The following is a 14,731-nucleotide window of genomic DNA, read 5'->3' on the forward strand; positions in this document are numbered from 1 at the left end:
CAAATAAACATTTTATCTTTTTCGACTATATTCTGTAATTTTCAACCATATTATCATAATAGCACATGATTTTCTTTATCATTCTATATGATAATAAGTTTTAACTATATAATATATGATTCAATTTAAAAACTTGATAATATATAATTTAATTTGAAAACTTATTTAGTTATATTATAATTATGGCTTGTATATTAAAATATATAATATAATAAAATTATTAATTAGGAGATTAGATATGATAAAAACAGCTATACTTACTATGAGTGATAAAGGATATATTGGAGAACGTAAAGATATCACAGGACCAACTATTAAAAACATTCTTCCAGAAGATACATATTCTTTAGTTTATTATAAAATGCTACCTGATGAAATTGATAAAATAACTGAGGAATTAGTCTATCTTTGTGATGAACTAAAAGTTAACTTAATTCTTACAAATGGTGGCACTGGATTTTCCAAAAGAGATGTAACTCCTGAAGCAACTTTGCAAGTATCTGAAAAATTAGTTCCTGGATTTGGAGAAGCGATGAGAGCTGCTTCTTTAAAAATAACACCAAAAGCTATGTTATCAAGAGGTATTTCTTGTATAAGAAATGAAACCTTAATTATAAACTTACCTGGGAGTCCTAAAGCTGCTACTGAAAATTTAGAAGTAATTTTAGATGCCATTCCTCATGGTATTGATATATTAACAGGAAATGCAACTGAGTGTGCAACACCTAAAAAATAATATTTAGCTATATGTTAATTTAATTCTTATTATTGTAATAAATATATATTAATTTAATTCTTATTATTGTAATAAGGCACATGAAATAATTGAATGTGTCTAGATGATGTGTCTATAATTTTTTTCTAATCCACATCATAATTATGTATTAATTTTAATCATAAAAAGTGGACATACCTAATTATCAATTGAAAGTGGAGAATTTAGAGCTTAAAATTCCATTAAGGATTTTTGCCTTAACTCTCCACTTTTCATTGTTAATTCTCAACTAAAATTTAATTTGAATTACATTTTATCAGTCTTTTAAACTTTGAAACTTAATAATCTCTTATACATTTTATGATTTATCTTCTACATTTTATGATTTATCTTCTTTTCATTTTAATCTTTATTTTTACTGTTCAAGTACATGGTCAATCTTTTTTATTTATCTTTTTAGAAACCAATAACTTATTCACATTTTAATTTTTTTATCAACAGTAATAGAATTTATTATTATAAATTTGTGGATACTTTTTAAAATTTATATCTTTAAACTGTGGATACACTTTATCTTTTTCTGATATAATTAATTTTTCTATTTTTTCTAAAGGCCATTTTATATTTATATCTGGATCATTCCACATGATTCCACCTTCATCTCCTGGTGCATAAAAATCTGTACATTTATAATTAAATATAGCTTCATCTGAAAGTACTAAAAATCCATGTGCAAACCCTTCTGGTATATAAAATTGTTTTTTATTTGTCTCACTTAAAATAATGCTTTCCCACTTTCCAAAGGTTGGTGAACCATATCTTAAATCTACTGCTACATCAAAAACTTCACCTTTAATTACTCTAACTAATTTTCCTTGACTATGCTCTTTTTGAAAATGAAGTCCTCTAAGAACTCCCTTTGTTGATTTAGATTCATTATCTTGAACAAAATTCATATCTAGCCCAGCTTTTAAAAATGGTTTTTTATTATATGTTTCCATAAAATACCCTCTTTCATCTTTAAAAACTTCAGGTTCTATTACATACAATCCACTTATTTTAGTTTCATTAATATTAAAATTCCCCATATACCCAATCCCCTTACTAAAATTATTTTATATACTAATTCATACTACTTTATTAGCATTTTTATATCCAAAAACTTTATAAATAATATATTTTTAAAATTAAGTTAGAATTTTCTTCTTCATTTTGCACTCTCCCCTCTTAACTATTTATCCTCCTCTCAAATCTCAACTAATATTTAATTTAACTTAGATTTCATCAAGCTTTTATAATTTTCTGTCTAATAAAAAACAAGCTAGTAAATCGCCATTATCAAGTGAATAGAAGGCGATTTACTAGCTTGGACTTTTTTCTCATTTTAATTTGTGAATAAATAATCCACTTCTTAATTTAGGTTCAAACCACGTAGACTTAGGTGGCATTACCTCTCCTATATCAGCAACTCTCATTATATCTCTAACTTCTGTTGGATACATTGAAAATGCTATTTTCATATCTGTATTTGCTCTACGTTCTAACTCTTTTAATCCTCTTATTCCTCCTATAAAATCTATTCTGTCAGATGTTCTTACATCTTCTATTCCCAATATAGGATGTAATATATTTTCTTGCAATATTGATACATCTAAACTTAATATAGGATCTTCTTCATTAAAAGTTTCTTTCTTTGCTTCTAACACATACCATCTATGTTCTAAGTACATACCAAACATATGCTTTTTATAAGGCTTAAATGGCTCAGTAGTTGGAGCATCTGATATATAAAATTTATCTTCTAATTTCTCAAATAACTCATATTTAGTTAATCCATTTAAATCTCTAACTACCCTATTATAATCCATTACCATTAAATCATTATCAGGAAATGCTACTGCTAAGAAATAATTAAATTCTTCTTTTCCTGTATAGTTAGGATTTTCTTTTCTTCTTTTTAATCCAACTTTAACTGCTGAAGCTGCTCTATGGTGTCCATCTGCTATATATAAACAATCTATTTCTTTAAATAAATCTATTATTTCATCTATTATAATATCATTATCAATTGCCCAAACAATATGGGTTATTCCATCTTCTGATACAAAATTATATAGCGGCTTTCTTTTGCTTTCATTCTCAATCCACGCTTCAATAATTTCTGATGCAAGTTGATCTTCATTATAAGTTAAAAATATAGGTCCTGTGTTTGCATCACAATAATCCACATGATTTATTCTATCTTCTTCTTTATCTTTTCTTGTAAATTCATGTTTTTTAATAACACCCTTTAGATAATCATCAATAGACGCACAAAATACTATTCCAGTTTGAGATCTTCCATCCATTATTTGTCTATATATATACAGACATGGATTAATATCTTGTATATAATCACCATCATCAAGCATTTTATTTAAATTATCTCTTGCTTTTTCATAAACCTTTTTATCATGTACATCTATTGAAGGATCTAAATCTATTTCTGCTCTATCAATATGAAGAAATGAATGTGGATTTCCTTTTGTCATTTTTCTAGCTTCTTCACTATTCATAACATCATATGGTAGAGCTGCTACTTTTGATGCTAATTCGCTAATTGGTCTAATACTTTTAAAAGGTCTAATTACAGCCATTTAAACTTCCTCCTAATTATTTAAGTATTCTTATTTTATCTATAAATGTATATCTAAAATTCATTTAAAATAAAATATTTAATATCAATTAAAAGTATACTTCTTAGTATTCTTTATATATATTGTAAACAATCTCACCAAATTAATAAACCACTTTATTTATTTTTAGTACATTTTAATGTATATTAAAAAAATCGCTAATAATTGAAACTACCTCATCACCTATCCTATTTTGTGCTTCTTTAGTTGCTGCACCAATATGAGGAGTTACACTAACTTTAGGATGATTTATTAAAGCTTCATTCTTAGTTGGCTCTTCTTCAAATACATCAATTCCAGCACCTGCTATAACATCATTATTTAAAGCTTCTAATAATGCTGATTCATCAACAACTTTTCCTCTAGCACAGTTAATTAAATAAGCATTTTTCTTCATTAAATTCAATTCATCTTTTCCTATTAATGCTCCACTTTTTTTATCATATGGAACATGCAGTGATATAAAATCCGACTCCTTTAACACCTCTTGAAATGATAAAAATTTATAACTTAATTCTTCATGTTTCCCTTCTATTGTGTTATATATAACTTCCATTCCTAAAGCTGTTGCTTTTTTAGCTAAGGCCTGACCTATTCTACCCATTCCTATTATCCCAAGAGTCTTTCTGCATAGCTCTACGCCTTGATATTTTTTCTTATTCCACTCACCATTTCTCATAGTTACATTTGCTATTCCTATAAATCTTGAAAGTGCAAACATATGAGCTAATGCAAGTTCTGCAACTGAATCAGAGCTTGCTGATGGAGTATTAGTTACATGTATATTGTTTTTACTAGCATAGGGTATATCTATATTATCTGTCCCTACCCCTGCTCTAATTATTAATTTAAGCTTTCCATTTGCTTCTTTATCTATTACATCAGCAGTAACTTTAGTAGCCGACCTTATTACCAATACATCAAATTCTTTTAATTTTTCTCCTAATATATCTTGATCAAAATGTTCATTTACAACTTCAATGCCTAATTTTTCTAAGTTTTCTATAGCTTTAGGTTGCAAACCATCGTTTGTTAATACCCTAATCATAAAAATCCCCCATTCTTTTTTAAGTTGAAAGTGGATATTTAACTCCACTTTCAATTCTTAACTTTTTTTTAATATAATTTAGACATCTGAAAAGAACCTTTTAATAATGCTCTTTCAAATGCCTCAATAAGATAATATCTTGATTATTTTAGTGTTCCTAAGTTCAATTACTTAGTTCACAAACTTTATACTATAATTCCAACATAATCATAAAATACATCTACAGTCCTAAAATTTCTTCTATATTTTTAAGCAATTCTTCTATATCTTCAACGGTACAATCAGCCATATGAGCTATTCTAAATGTCTTTTCCTTTAAATCTCCATATCCATTAGAAATCTGAAACCCTCTTTTGCCAAGCTCTTTATTTAAGTCTGCTACGCTTATTCCCCTTGTATTTTTAATTGTTGTTAATGTATTAGATAAATAATTTTCATCTGGGAAAATAGCAAAATATTTTTTAGCCCATTTTCTAACTATTTTTGCCATTTCAACATGTCTTGCAAATCTATTTTCTAATCCTTCTTTATTTAATATATTATCTAGTTGATAATCTAATGCAAACATATGAGAAAGTGATGGTGTTGAAGGGTATTGATAATCTTTCTTTTGAATATATTTATATAGTTTTAATAAATCTAAATAATATCCTCTATTAGGAACCTTTTCAGCTCTTTCTTTTGCTTTTTCTGAAAAAGTACATATTGATAATCCTGGTGGTAAGCCTAATGCTTTTTGAGATGAAGTTATACAAACATCTATACCCCATTTATCAACTTCTATTTTTGTTCCTGCTGCTGAACTTACTGCATCAACAATAAAGACTATATTCGGATACTTCTTAACTATTTTCCCAATTTCATCAACTGGATTCATTATTCCTGTTGAAGTCTCATTATGGGTAACAGCAATTAAATCGTATTTACCTGTACTTAATACTTTTTCTACTTCTATAGGATTTATAGCATGTCCCATTTCAATATCAAATAAATCTACTGGAACATTATTATTTACTGCCATCTCATACCATCTTTTCCCAAAAGCCCCTACAGAAAATACAGCTGCTCTTTTAGCAGTACAACATCTTATAGCACCTTCCATGAGTCCACTACCAGAAGTTGTAGAAAGCAATATTTCGTCCTTAGTGTAAAATAGCTTCCTTAAATTATCACTTATTCTTCTTTGTAAAATTGATGCATCTTTGCTCCTATGCCCAATCATAGAAGTTGCCATTTTTTCAAGGACATCTTTTCGAACCTCTACTGGTCCTGGAATAAATAATTTCTTATGCATTTAAAAATCACCCCATTTTATTGATAAGTTATATTGCTTATTAAGCTTATCTTTACATTAATTTATTTATATATTTCACTTTTTATTTACACATAACTCAATATCTCAACAGTGAAATCCCACTATTTACACTCGTTAAATTTTTAACGATATTTTTGATATTCTTTCACTTTTCTTGTTAAATTTTTAACGATACCTTTTAAGCCTTATATATTGCCTTATAATCATATAAATCTACATACTCTAGCATTTTTATATACCTTTAATATATTTATGCTGATAATATATCAATTGTGAAATATATTCATTATTTATATATTGATTATCAAATATATTTGTGAAATATATAAATAATTCATAAAATAAATGGAGTTATTATTTTTAAATTTAACATATTTTTACATTTATTATTATTGTATAATAATAACATTATTGTATTATTTTTTCAATATTTTCTTATTGTAATAACATATTTTCATTATCAATAAATTTAAAATCTTATATTTGATTTTTTTAATCTATAAAAAATATAAACATCTCCTTAGCCTATCCCCTATTATTATTTGAAATCAAATAACTTATATTCATATATGTCATTCTTTTTCAATTAAAATTAGAATATAAAAAAATCACCAAGGCTACTGTGGAGCCGTCGATTTTTTTAGCCATGCACCCTTTTTAAACTTGGTTGAAAGTCTTAAGAATTTCTAAAAATATATATTTTAAAATTCTGCTAGGAATTTTTTCCTTAACTCTCCACTTTTCACTCTCAATTATCAACTAATACTTGATTAAGCCTAGATTGTATCAGTCTTTCAAGCTTTAAATATTCTATAATTTCACGGACATAAAAAAGAACATTTAATAATTTTTAAATTATTAAATGTTCTTTTTTTATATTTATCTTATTTTTCATTTAAATCTATTCTTTATCAAAATATAATACCGATTCCGTCTCTCTACAATATTTTACGCATATACATTGTGCTAATTTTCTTGGACATCTATAACATAAACAAGTTATATCATTTGAATTACATCTTCCACTTTTAAATTCTGGACAGTCTTCACAATTGACTCCATTTCCTGCTGGCATAATATCAATTCCTTTCTTTCAGTTAGGCACATTCAAGTAATTTATTTTCATATGCCTTATAATATAATAATTGTATTACTAAACTATAATACCATTATTTAAAATATAAATTCAAAATTTAAATTAATATTTCTCTTTTCTTAAACACAAAATGTGCAATTGTATAACTTATAATTGTTGTTATAACCATTATTATTATCCCATTTATAGGGGTCATATTTACATTTCTATATATATACGCCACATTACCTGTTATTACAGAGCTTACTGCAGCATAACTTAAAAAATTAAGATGTGCAAAATTTGATAAAAAATGAAATACTTGAAACATTATAGTTCCTGATGCTGTTATAATAATAGATATTGCTGCTGTAACATTAGTGCTCTTAAATACTGTTGATATCAAAAACACTACAGAACAACAAGTTATTATAAATATCATTTGTAATAACAATGATTTTACAATCAATTCATTAAAAGTTCCTATGTTTCCTGTATTAGATATTCTAATTAAATCTGGATATTTCTCAGATGATATATTAGAAGCTTGTAACATATATCTCACTCCCATTGTTTTAGGATAAGTTCCAACATCAAAACCTTTTATAATTCCAATTCCTAAAAAAGTTAATATTTCCGTTGATACGATCATTGTTAATACTGTGATTGTAATTGCTATAAATTTGGATAATAATATTTTTCCTCTTGATATTGGTTGAACTAATAAAGTTTTTAATGTTGCTGGAGTATATTCTCCTGATACAATGTCACTCATAAAAACAGATATTCCTACAGCTAATAAGCCTATTCCCAACATAGCTATAACAGAATCAATATAATTATAAGTATTAAATTCATATCCATTTAACGGTTTTATATTATTTTCTTTTAAATATTTAAGTTTATCTATCCTTTCAGAAATCCATGTTTTGTTTTCTTCTGTAATATCTTTATTTTTTAAATTCTCTTCATTTTCTCTTATTTCTTCTTCAACTTCAATTTTCCATTGATCTGGATTATTGGGTTTGTTTATTTGATCTTCATATCTTTTCTTTTTTTCTTGGTAACTTTTTAAATCTCCATTTAATTTTTTTAAATATTCTTCGTCATTACTATTTTTAATATTATTCATTTCATCTTCAGCATATTTAATACTTTTTTCAACTTGTTCTAATTTATATTGTGGAGAATTATATAGCTGTCTATTTTTATTCTCATGATATAATCCAAACATACAAATACCCATAAATACTAAAAATAAACTAAATACAATCCATGTTTTAGTTCTTTTAAATATCTTTATAATTTCATTTTTTATTAATAAAAATATCATTCTATGAAAGAACCTCCATTCATAAGTTCCATATATCTTTCTTCTAAATCTTGTTTATTTTTATAAACCTCAGAAATTTCCACGCCTTTACTTACTAATTTATTTACTAATTTAGATGTCATATCTTTCTCTAAAAGCAACGTTATTCTTTCTCCATTAACTTTACTTCTAATAACATATGGCAATTTCTTAATTATATCTAGTACTATATTTATTGGAGTGTTAGTTTTTAAAATTATATCATCTTTTTCAGAATATATACCTTTATTGTCCATTTTCTCTATAGACTGAATTATACCTTTGTTTATAAATGCTACTTTATCACATAAATTCTGAATCTCGCTTAATATATGAGAGGAAATAAATACTGAAATTTTCTTTTCTTTAGATGCCTTTTTTAAAATTTCTCTAAATTCTAATATCCCTGCTGGGTCTAATCCATTCGTAGGCTCATCTAATATAAGTAATTTAGGATTTCCAATTAAAGCTGCTGCAAGGCCTAGTCTTTGTTTCATTCCAAGAGAATACTTTGAAATTTTATCATTCATCCTGTTTTCAAGGCCAACAAGTTTTATCAACTCTTCTACCTCTCTTTTAGATACTCCTCTAATTCTTGCTATTTGCATTAAATTTTCCTTTCCTGAAAGATATCTATATAACTCAGGACTTTCAACTACAGCACCCACATTTTTTAATGCTTTTTCTTTATTTTTGCTTAAATCATATCCACAAATCTTTATTTCTCCATTAGTTGGCTCTATCAATCCGACTATCATTCTTATAGTTGTAGTCTTTCCCGCACCATTTGGACCTAAAAAACCAAATATCTCTCCTTGATTTATAGAAAAATTTATTCCTTTTATTATTTCAGTATTTCCTAATGTTTTATGAAGATTTTTTATTTCTAAAACATCCATTTGTTTTCCCCCTTAACATTACCTATAATTAGAATTATAAGTACAACTAATTAATAAATATATATATAAATTCTTAAAATTTATTAAATATATATTTAAATTGTAAATTCTAGCATAAAACATATCTTTAAATTTATTATTTTATTAACACTAGTATCATATATTCCTTAAGAACATTATATTTTTCTTATATATTAATAATTTTAATATAGAACAAAAAGCTCATCCCTTTTTAGTTGATTAAACCTAGATTTTATCATTCTTAAAAATTAAAAAACGTTTATAATTTCCTAGACATAAATAAAAATAGAGCTTGTATTATTTAATCTAAATAATAAACACAAAACTCTATCTCATATAATTATTCGTTTTTATAATTTTCATATAGTAATATATTCTTCTAAATAATAAAAAATTCTACTTAATCTATTACAAAAATATCTGTACTATAGCTAATAGTATTACCCCTGGTATACCTAAAAACCCTGCAATTAATGCTGTGATTGGGTTTATTGGTAATTGAAAATTAAAATTAACTCCTACAAAATTTACTGCATATAATATAACAACTCCAAGTATTCCATTTATAAGGATTTTTAATGGCCATTTTAGTAATTTTATTATAAAAAATAATAAAACTAGTCCTATTAATCCATATATTATATATTGTTCACTCATACCCCTGCTCCCCTCTAAGGCACATTCAAATAAATAACTAGTCATTATGCCAATTTATTTTGTGAGCTCTTTCTTTCTTGGAATCTACTAATAGCACAACTATTAGCAAAATCCAAGTCATTATATTTCACAAAATATCCCTGGCATCTTTGACTTGGTATTTATTTTCATATTCCTAAATTTATTATTTTATACAAATATTTTTTTGCCAAATATAATTATCAGTTACTTTAATTCCTTTAGATTTAGCTATAAGTAATAAATAATCATATCGTTTCTTTGCCATTTCCTCTGCATATATAGCTACTTCTATTAATTTAGGATCATCAACATTATCAAACATGCTTCTTGCTGCATCAATCTGAAACTTAGCATCTTCTAGCTGTTCTAATAATTCTTCATTAATATCTACTTTTTCATTTTTATTAATTAAATACTCAATTATTTTATTTTTATTCATATAAATACCTCCAAACGTAGCTATTACAATTTTTGCCATAGGTTTGAATGTATATACTTAAATTATGAATAATTTTAATTATTTACTAAATTATATAAAAGTTCAATGAAAAAATAAAGGATTTAAACTATTCTCCCTAGTTAAAAATAAAAATATATAAAATTAAAAACTAAGAATTTCTTTATTAAATATATAATTTCAACCATTTTTATATAATCTAAATTATATTTTTTTAATATTTAATAAATTAATATATAAATAATAGTAACAAAACTTTATGAAATCCATATTATATTACTATAAAAGCTTTTCACTCATATCAAATAAAAAAAGTTCTAACTCCCATCTATATAACACCTTTTTTATGGAACCCAATTCCTATTGGGTTCCATTTTTATTTTCTATAAGTTACTTTTAAATTTATTTTCAATTAGACAGTAATTTTAAACCATCTATATTTCTTTTCTTCCTTCTAATGCTTTAGATAGTGTTACTTCATCTGCATATTCTAAGTCTCCACCTACTGGGATTCCTGCTGCAATTCTAGTTACTTTCACATCTAGTGGCTTTAATATTTTAGCTATATACATAGCTGTTGCTTCACCTTCTATATTAGGATTAGTAGCTAATATAACTTCCTTTATATCTTCATTCATTCTTGCTACAAGTTCTCTTATTTTTATATCTTGAGGACCTCTGCCTTGCATTGGTGATATATTCCCATGCAAAACATGATATAATCCGTTAAATTCTTTTACTCTTTCCATTGTCATTATATCTTTAGGTTGTTCAACAACACATATTATACTCTTATTTCTACTAGGATTTGAACATAATGCACAAGGGTCTGTATCTGTGAAATTTCCACATACTGAACAATATTTTATTGTTCCTTTAGCTTTTACTAACGCAGTTGCAAACTCTCTTACTTCATCATCTGGAAGATTTAATATGTGTAAAGTTAATCTTTGTGCTGTCTTTTTGCCTATGCTTGGCAATTTGGCAAACTCTTCAATCAATTTTTCTATGGCTACTGGATAAAATTCCATATTTTAATCTCCTTTATGTGTTTTTAGATATTTAAAAGCATACAGCTTGAAGATACACCTTCTATTCTGTATGCTTTATTTATGCTTAGGATCTTAATTTTATCTTTTAAAATAATCCTCCTGGCATTCCACCAGTTAATTTTCCCATTTTACTAGCAGTTTCTTCTTCTGCTTTTCTTAAAGCTTCATTAACTGCTGTAAGTACTAAATCCTCAAGCATTTCTACATCATCTGGATCTACTACTTCTGGCTTTATATTAATAGATTTAATTTCTTTTTTACCAGTTACTGTTACAGAAACAGCGCCACCACCTACTGATGTTTCAAATTCCTTTGTTTCAAGCTCTTTTTGCATATCTTCCATTTGTTTTTGAAGTTTTTGCGCTTGTTTCATAAGATTGTTCATGTTTCCTCCGCCGAATCCGCCGGGAAATCCTCCTTTTGCCATACAAATCCTCCTCTTAGGCACATTCAAATAAATAACTAGTCAATATACTAGTTTGTTTTGAGAACTACTACTTCCTTGGAATCTACTAATAACATAACTATTATAAATACCCAAGTCATTATATTTCACAAAATACCTTTGGCATCTTTGACTTGTTATTTTTTTATATACCTTAATAAATTTCTACTATTTATTATAAAACATTTCTTTATTGTTTACTACATTAAAATATCTATTCTATTCATCTAATACTTCAAAAGGAACTCCTTCTAATTTTTGCTTTAATAATTCCTCTTTACTCAATTCATCAGCTTGATTATTTTCAACTTCATATCTTACCATTATTTTATCTTTTAGTACTTCTGAAAATACTTCATTAACAGTTTTTCTGTATTCTGACTTTTCTAATCTATTTTTATTAAATGCATATGAAGATTCATATATTAAAGTTACTACCCCTTTATCAAATTTATATGGCTTTGCTGTAACTATAGATGCATATATAACCATAGCTCTTCTACCTTTAAATGCTTCTAATATTTCTGACCAAGCCCTCTTTATATTATCTATTGTTAAAGATGATTCTACATTAATATTATTTTCATTTTGTAAAATATGATTTTCTTCTTTCATAACTTTATTTTGCTTAGTAACTTTTTTATTAGATACTAATTCATTTTCAGATACATTTTTACTTGTTTGCGAATTTGATAATACCTGTATCTTTCCACTTTTTAAATTTTCTTCTAACTTATTTATTCTAGCAAGCATAACCTCACTTGATGTATCATACTCTATTTTACACATTTTTATTATACTAAGCTCTAAATATAATCTACTTTGTTTACTTACCTTAGAATTATTTTCTCCTTCTTGAAGAATTCTAATACCTCTCATTATTTCTTCAATACGAATCTTCTTTCCTTGCTCTTTTATAAGCTCAATATTTTCAAGAGACATATCTAAGATTTCTTCTGGTGTATTAGATACTTTAACCATAAGTAAATTTCTAAAATGACCTATAAGATCTTTTATAAATAAATGAATATCCTTACCTGAAAAAACCATCTTATCAATAATAACCATAGCTTTTTCTATATTTCTTTCTATTATTGAATCAGTTATTTCAAACAAATATTCATTTGTAACCAATCCTAAAATACTTATTAAATCATCGTATTGGATATTATTATCTCCCATAGCTATCGCTTGATCTAATATACTTAAAGAATCTCTCATAGCTCCATCAGCAACTCTAGCGATTAAGTCTAAACTTTTATTATCAACTTTAACATTTTGTGCTTCTGTTATCTTTTTTAATCTAGCTGAAATTTCTTTTTGATTTATTCGCTTAAAATCAAATCTTTGACATCTAGATAATATTGTTATTGGTAATCTTTGAGGATCAGTTGTTGCTAATATAAATATAACATTACTTGGTGGTTCTTCTAATGTTTTTAAGAAAGCATTAACTGCTCCTACTGATAACATATGAACCTCATCTAGTATATATATTTTATATTTTCCCTCTTGTGGGGGATATTTTGTATCATCAATTATATCTCTAATTCTATCTATACCATTGTTAGATGCTGCATCTAATTCTGTAACATCCATTGATAAACCTTCATTTATTTTTTTACACATTTCACATTCATTACAAGGTTCACCATCTTGAAAGTTAAGACAATTTAAAGCTTTTGCCATAACTTTAGCAGTGGAAGTTTTACCTGTTCCTCTAGTACCGCAAAAAAGATATGCATGAGCTATTCTATTATTTAAAATTTCATTTTTTAATGTTGTTGTTATATGTTCTTGACCTACTACATCATTAAATGTCTTAGGTCTCCATTCTCTATATAAAGCTGTATATCCCAAAGGTTTACTCCACCTTTCTTTTTTCCCTTAAATCTTATATTTATTATACACTAATAATTATAAAATGATAAATTATATATAATATTAAACTTAAGCTTTAATATTTTTTTAAAATCATCTTTTTAAATAGTATAGTTAATCTGTCTATCTATAAATATGTAATCTTATAATATATATTTATCTATGATAAAATACTTAAGAATACATTTAATAAAAAATAGGAGGAATATAATTATTATGAGTTTATATGATGATAAATATTTAGCTATAGCTAGTGATATCCTTGAAAATGGTTATTATGATAATAATAGAACTGGTATGCCAACTTATAAGCTACCACATCAAATAATGCAATTTAATTTAGAAAGAGAATTTCCTATATTAACAACTAAATTTGTCGCTTTTAAAACATCTGTTAAAGAAATTTTGTGGATAATGCAAAAACAAAGTAATAATATTAAAGATTTAGATGGTCACATTTGGGATGAATGGGCTGATGAAGATGGTTCTATAGGTAAGGCCTATGGATATCAAGTAAAAAAATATCACCAAATTGATAATCTTATAAAGTCATTAAAAGAAAACCCACAAGATAGAAGAATGATGATTAATATATGGAACTGGGAAGATATGCCTGAAATGAATTTAGCTCCATGTTGTTTCTTAAGTATGTGGGATGTTACAGATGGTAAACTTAACTGCATGCTAGTACAAAGAAGTGGAGATTTACCACTAGGAGTTCCATTTAATACTAGCCAATATGCTGTATTAACACATTTAATAGCTCAAGTAACAGGACTTAAACCTGGATTATTTACTCATGTAATAAATAATGCACATATTTACGAAAATCAAATTGAAGGAATGAAAACTCAATTAGAAAGAAAAGATAAAGCTTATGAGGCACCAAGACTTTGGATAAATCCTGAAATTAAAAATTTCTATGATTTTACGCCTGATGATATCAAATTAGAAGGATACAAGCATCACGAAGCGATAAAAATGCCTGTTTCTGTTTAGAAGTTAAAAATTTAGAGTTAAGAATTGAAAGTTTTGATATATTTTAAAATTACATTATAAATTTTTATTAACTTTCTGTTTTTCTCTTTAATTCTAAATTCAAACTTTTTTATATAGTTT

Annotated in this window: 14 protein-coding genes; 2 read left to right on the forward strand and 12 right to left on the reverse strand. The window is 26.0% G+C overall.

The window, feature by feature from the left end; translation table 11 throughout:
* Positions 1–238: 238 nt before the first annotated feature.
* Positions 239–736 carry a MogA/MoaB family molybdenum cofactor biosynthesis protein gene (locus BGI42_RS14095; protein ID WP_069680895.1) on the forward strand — a complete coding sequence of 166 codons (498 nt, stop codon included), beginning with the start codon at positions 239–241 and terminating at the stop codon, positions 734–736.
* A gap of 473 nt (positions 737–1,209) precedes the next feature.
* On the opposite strand, the gene rfbC is transcribed toward BGI42_RS14095, so the two are convergent.
* The 12 genes from rfbC to dnaX all read right to left on the reverse strand — a co-directional run bounded on the left by rfbC (position 1,210) and on the right by dnaX (position 13,591).
* The gene (rfbC, locus tag BGI42_RS14100) at positions 1,210–1,803 is read right to left on the reverse strand and encodes a dTDP-4-dehydrorhamnose 3,5-epimerase (protein WP_069680896.1); all 594 of its coding nucleotides are present in this window, start codon (positions 1,801–1,803) and stop codon (positions 1,210–1,212) included.
* Positions 1,804–2,094: 291 nt separating this feature from the next.
* On the reverse strand, positions 2,095–3,351 hold the full coding sequence (locus tag BGI42_RS14105) for a DUF1015 domain-containing protein (RefSeq protein WP_069680897.1): 1,257 nt from the start codon (positions 3,349–3,351) through the stop codon (positions 2,095–2,097).
* A gap of 175 nt (positions 3,352–3,526) precedes the next feature.
* A complete protein-coding gene (locus BGI42_RS14110; RefSeq protein ID WP_069680898.1) occupies positions 3,527–4,438 on the reverse strand; it encodes a D-2-hydroxyacid dehydrogenase in 912 nt (303 codons plus the stop codon).
* Between the two features lie 220 nt (positions 4,439–4,658).
* Positions 4,659–5,732: a pyridoxal-phosphate-dependent aminotransferase family protein gene (locus tag BGI42_RS14115; RefSeq protein WP_069680899.1), complete on the reverse strand. Its 1,074-nt coding sequence runs from the start codon at positions 5,730–5,732 to the stop codon at positions 4,659–4,661.
* A gap of 922 nt (positions 5,733–6,654) precedes the next feature.
* Positions 6,655–6,828 carry a hypothetical protein gene (locus BGI42_RS16285; RefSeq protein ID WP_192875382.1) on the reverse strand — a complete coding sequence of 58 codons (174 nt, stop codon included), beginning with the start codon at positions 6,826–6,828 and terminating at the stop codon, positions 6,655–6,657.
* A gap of 118 nt (positions 6,829–6,946) precedes the next feature.
* Positions 6,947–8,161, reverse strand: a complete 1,215-nt coding sequence (locus BGI42_RS14120; protein WP_069680900.1) for an ABC transporter permease subunit — start codon at positions 8,159–8,161, stop codon at positions 6,947–6,949.
* Positions 8,158–9,078: an ABC transporter ATP-binding protein gene (locus tag BGI42_RS14125; RefSeq protein ID WP_069680901.1), complete on the reverse strand. Its 921-nt coding sequence runs from the start codon at positions 9,076–9,078 to the stop codon at positions 8,158–8,160. Before BGI42_RS14125 ends, BGI42_RS14120 begins: the two co-directional genes overlap by 4 nt.
* Positions 9,079–9,507: 429 nt before the next feature.
* Positions 9,508–9,756 (reverse strand): pro-sigmaK processing inhibitor BofA family protein, encoded by a 249-nt coding sequence (locus BGI42_RS14130; protein WP_069680902.1) that lies wholly within the window; start codon positions 9,754–9,756, stop codon positions 9,508–9,510.
* A gap of 184 nt (positions 9,757–9,940) precedes the next feature.
* Entirely contained in the window at positions 9,941–10,216 is a 276-nt protein-coding gene (locus BGI42_RS14135) for a DUF2508 family protein (protein ID WP_069680903.1), read from the reverse strand.
* A gap of 452 nt (positions 10,217–10,668) precedes the next feature.
* Complete coding sequence (gene recR, locus BGI42_RS14140) at positions 10,669–11,265, reverse strand: recombination mediator RecR (RefSeq protein ID WP_069680904.1); 597 nt, start codon at positions 11,263–11,265, stop codon at positions 10,669–10,671.
* 106 nt (positions 11,266–11,371) lie between these two features.
* The gene (locus BGI42_RS14145; RefSeq protein ID WP_069680905.1) at positions 11,372–11,713 is read right to left on the reverse strand and encodes a YbaB/EbfC family nucleoid-associated protein; all 342 of its coding nucleotides are present in this window, start codon (positions 11,711–11,713) and stop codon (positions 11,372–11,374) included.
* Positions 11,714–11,950: 237 nt separating this feature from the next.
* Entirely contained in the window at positions 11,951–13,591 is a 1,641-nt protein-coding gene (gene dnaX / locus BGI42_RS14150; protein ID WP_069680906.1) for a DNA polymerase III subunit gamma/tau, read from the reverse strand.
* A 237-nt stretch (positions 13,592–13,828) separates the two neighbouring features.
* On the opposite strand from dnaX, the gene BGI42_RS14155 reads away from it, so the two are divergent.
* A complete protein-coding gene (locus BGI42_RS14155) occupies positions 13,829–14,611 on the forward strand; it encodes a thymidylate synthase (RefSeq protein WP_069680907.1) in 783 nt (260 codons plus the stop codon).
* Positions 14,612–14,731: the final 120 nt, after the last annotated feature.

It is taken from the genome of Clostridium taeniosporum (assembly GCF_001735765.2).
Lineage (GTDB): Bacteria > Bacillota > Clostridia > Clostridiales > Clostridiaceae > Clostridium > Clostridium taeniosporum.

Coding starts and splice junctions, on each gene's coding strand:
- BGI42_RS14095 (WP_069680895.1), top strand. CDS start 239: ATGATAAAAACAGCTATACTTACTATGAGTGATAAAGGATATATTGGA.
- rfbC (WP_069680896.1), bottom strand. CDS start 1,803: ATGGGGAATTTTAATATTAATGAAACTAAAATAAGTGGATTGTATGTA.
- BGI42_RS14105 (WP_069680897.1), bottom strand. CDS start 3,351: ATGGCTGTAATTAGACCTTTTAAAAGTATTAGACCAATTAGCGAATTA.
- BGI42_RS14110 (WP_069680898.1), bottom strand. CDS start 4,438: ATGATTAGGGTATTAACAAACGATGGTTTGCAACCTAAAGCTATAGAA.
- BGI42_RS14115 (WP_069680899.1), bottom strand. CDS start 5,732: ATGCATAAGAAATTATTTATTCCAGGACCAGTAGAGGTTCGAAAAGAT.
- BGI42_RS16285 (WP_192875382.1), bottom strand. CDS start 6,828: ATGCCAGCAGGAAATGGAGTCAATTGTGAAGACTGTCCAGAATTTAAA.
- BGI42_RS14120 (WP_069680900.1), bottom strand. CDS start 8,161: ATGATATTTTTATTAATAAAAAATGAAATTATAAAGATATTTAAAAGA.
- BGI42_RS14125 (WP_069680901.1), bottom strand. CDS start 9,078: ATGGATGTTTTAGAAATAAAAAATCTTCATAAAACATTAGGAAATACT.
- BGI42_RS14130 (WP_069680902.1), bottom strand. CDS start 9,756: ATGAGTGAACAATATATAATATATGGATTAATAGGACTAGTTTTATTA.
- BGI42_RS14135 (WP_069680903.1), bottom strand. CDS start 10,216: ATGAATAAAAATAAAATAATTGAGTATTTAATTAATAAAAATGAAAAA.
- recR (WP_069680904.1), bottom strand. CDS start 11,265: ATGGAATTTTATCCAGTAGCCATAGAAAAATTGATTGAAGAGTTTGCC.
- BGI42_RS14145 (WP_069680905.1), bottom strand. CDS start 11,713: ATGGCAAAAGGAGGATTTCCCGGCGGATTCGGCGGAGGAAACATGAAC.
- BGI42_RS14155 (WP_069680907.1), top strand. CDS start 13,829: ATGAGTTTATATGATGATAAATATTTAGCTATAGCTAGTGATATCCTT.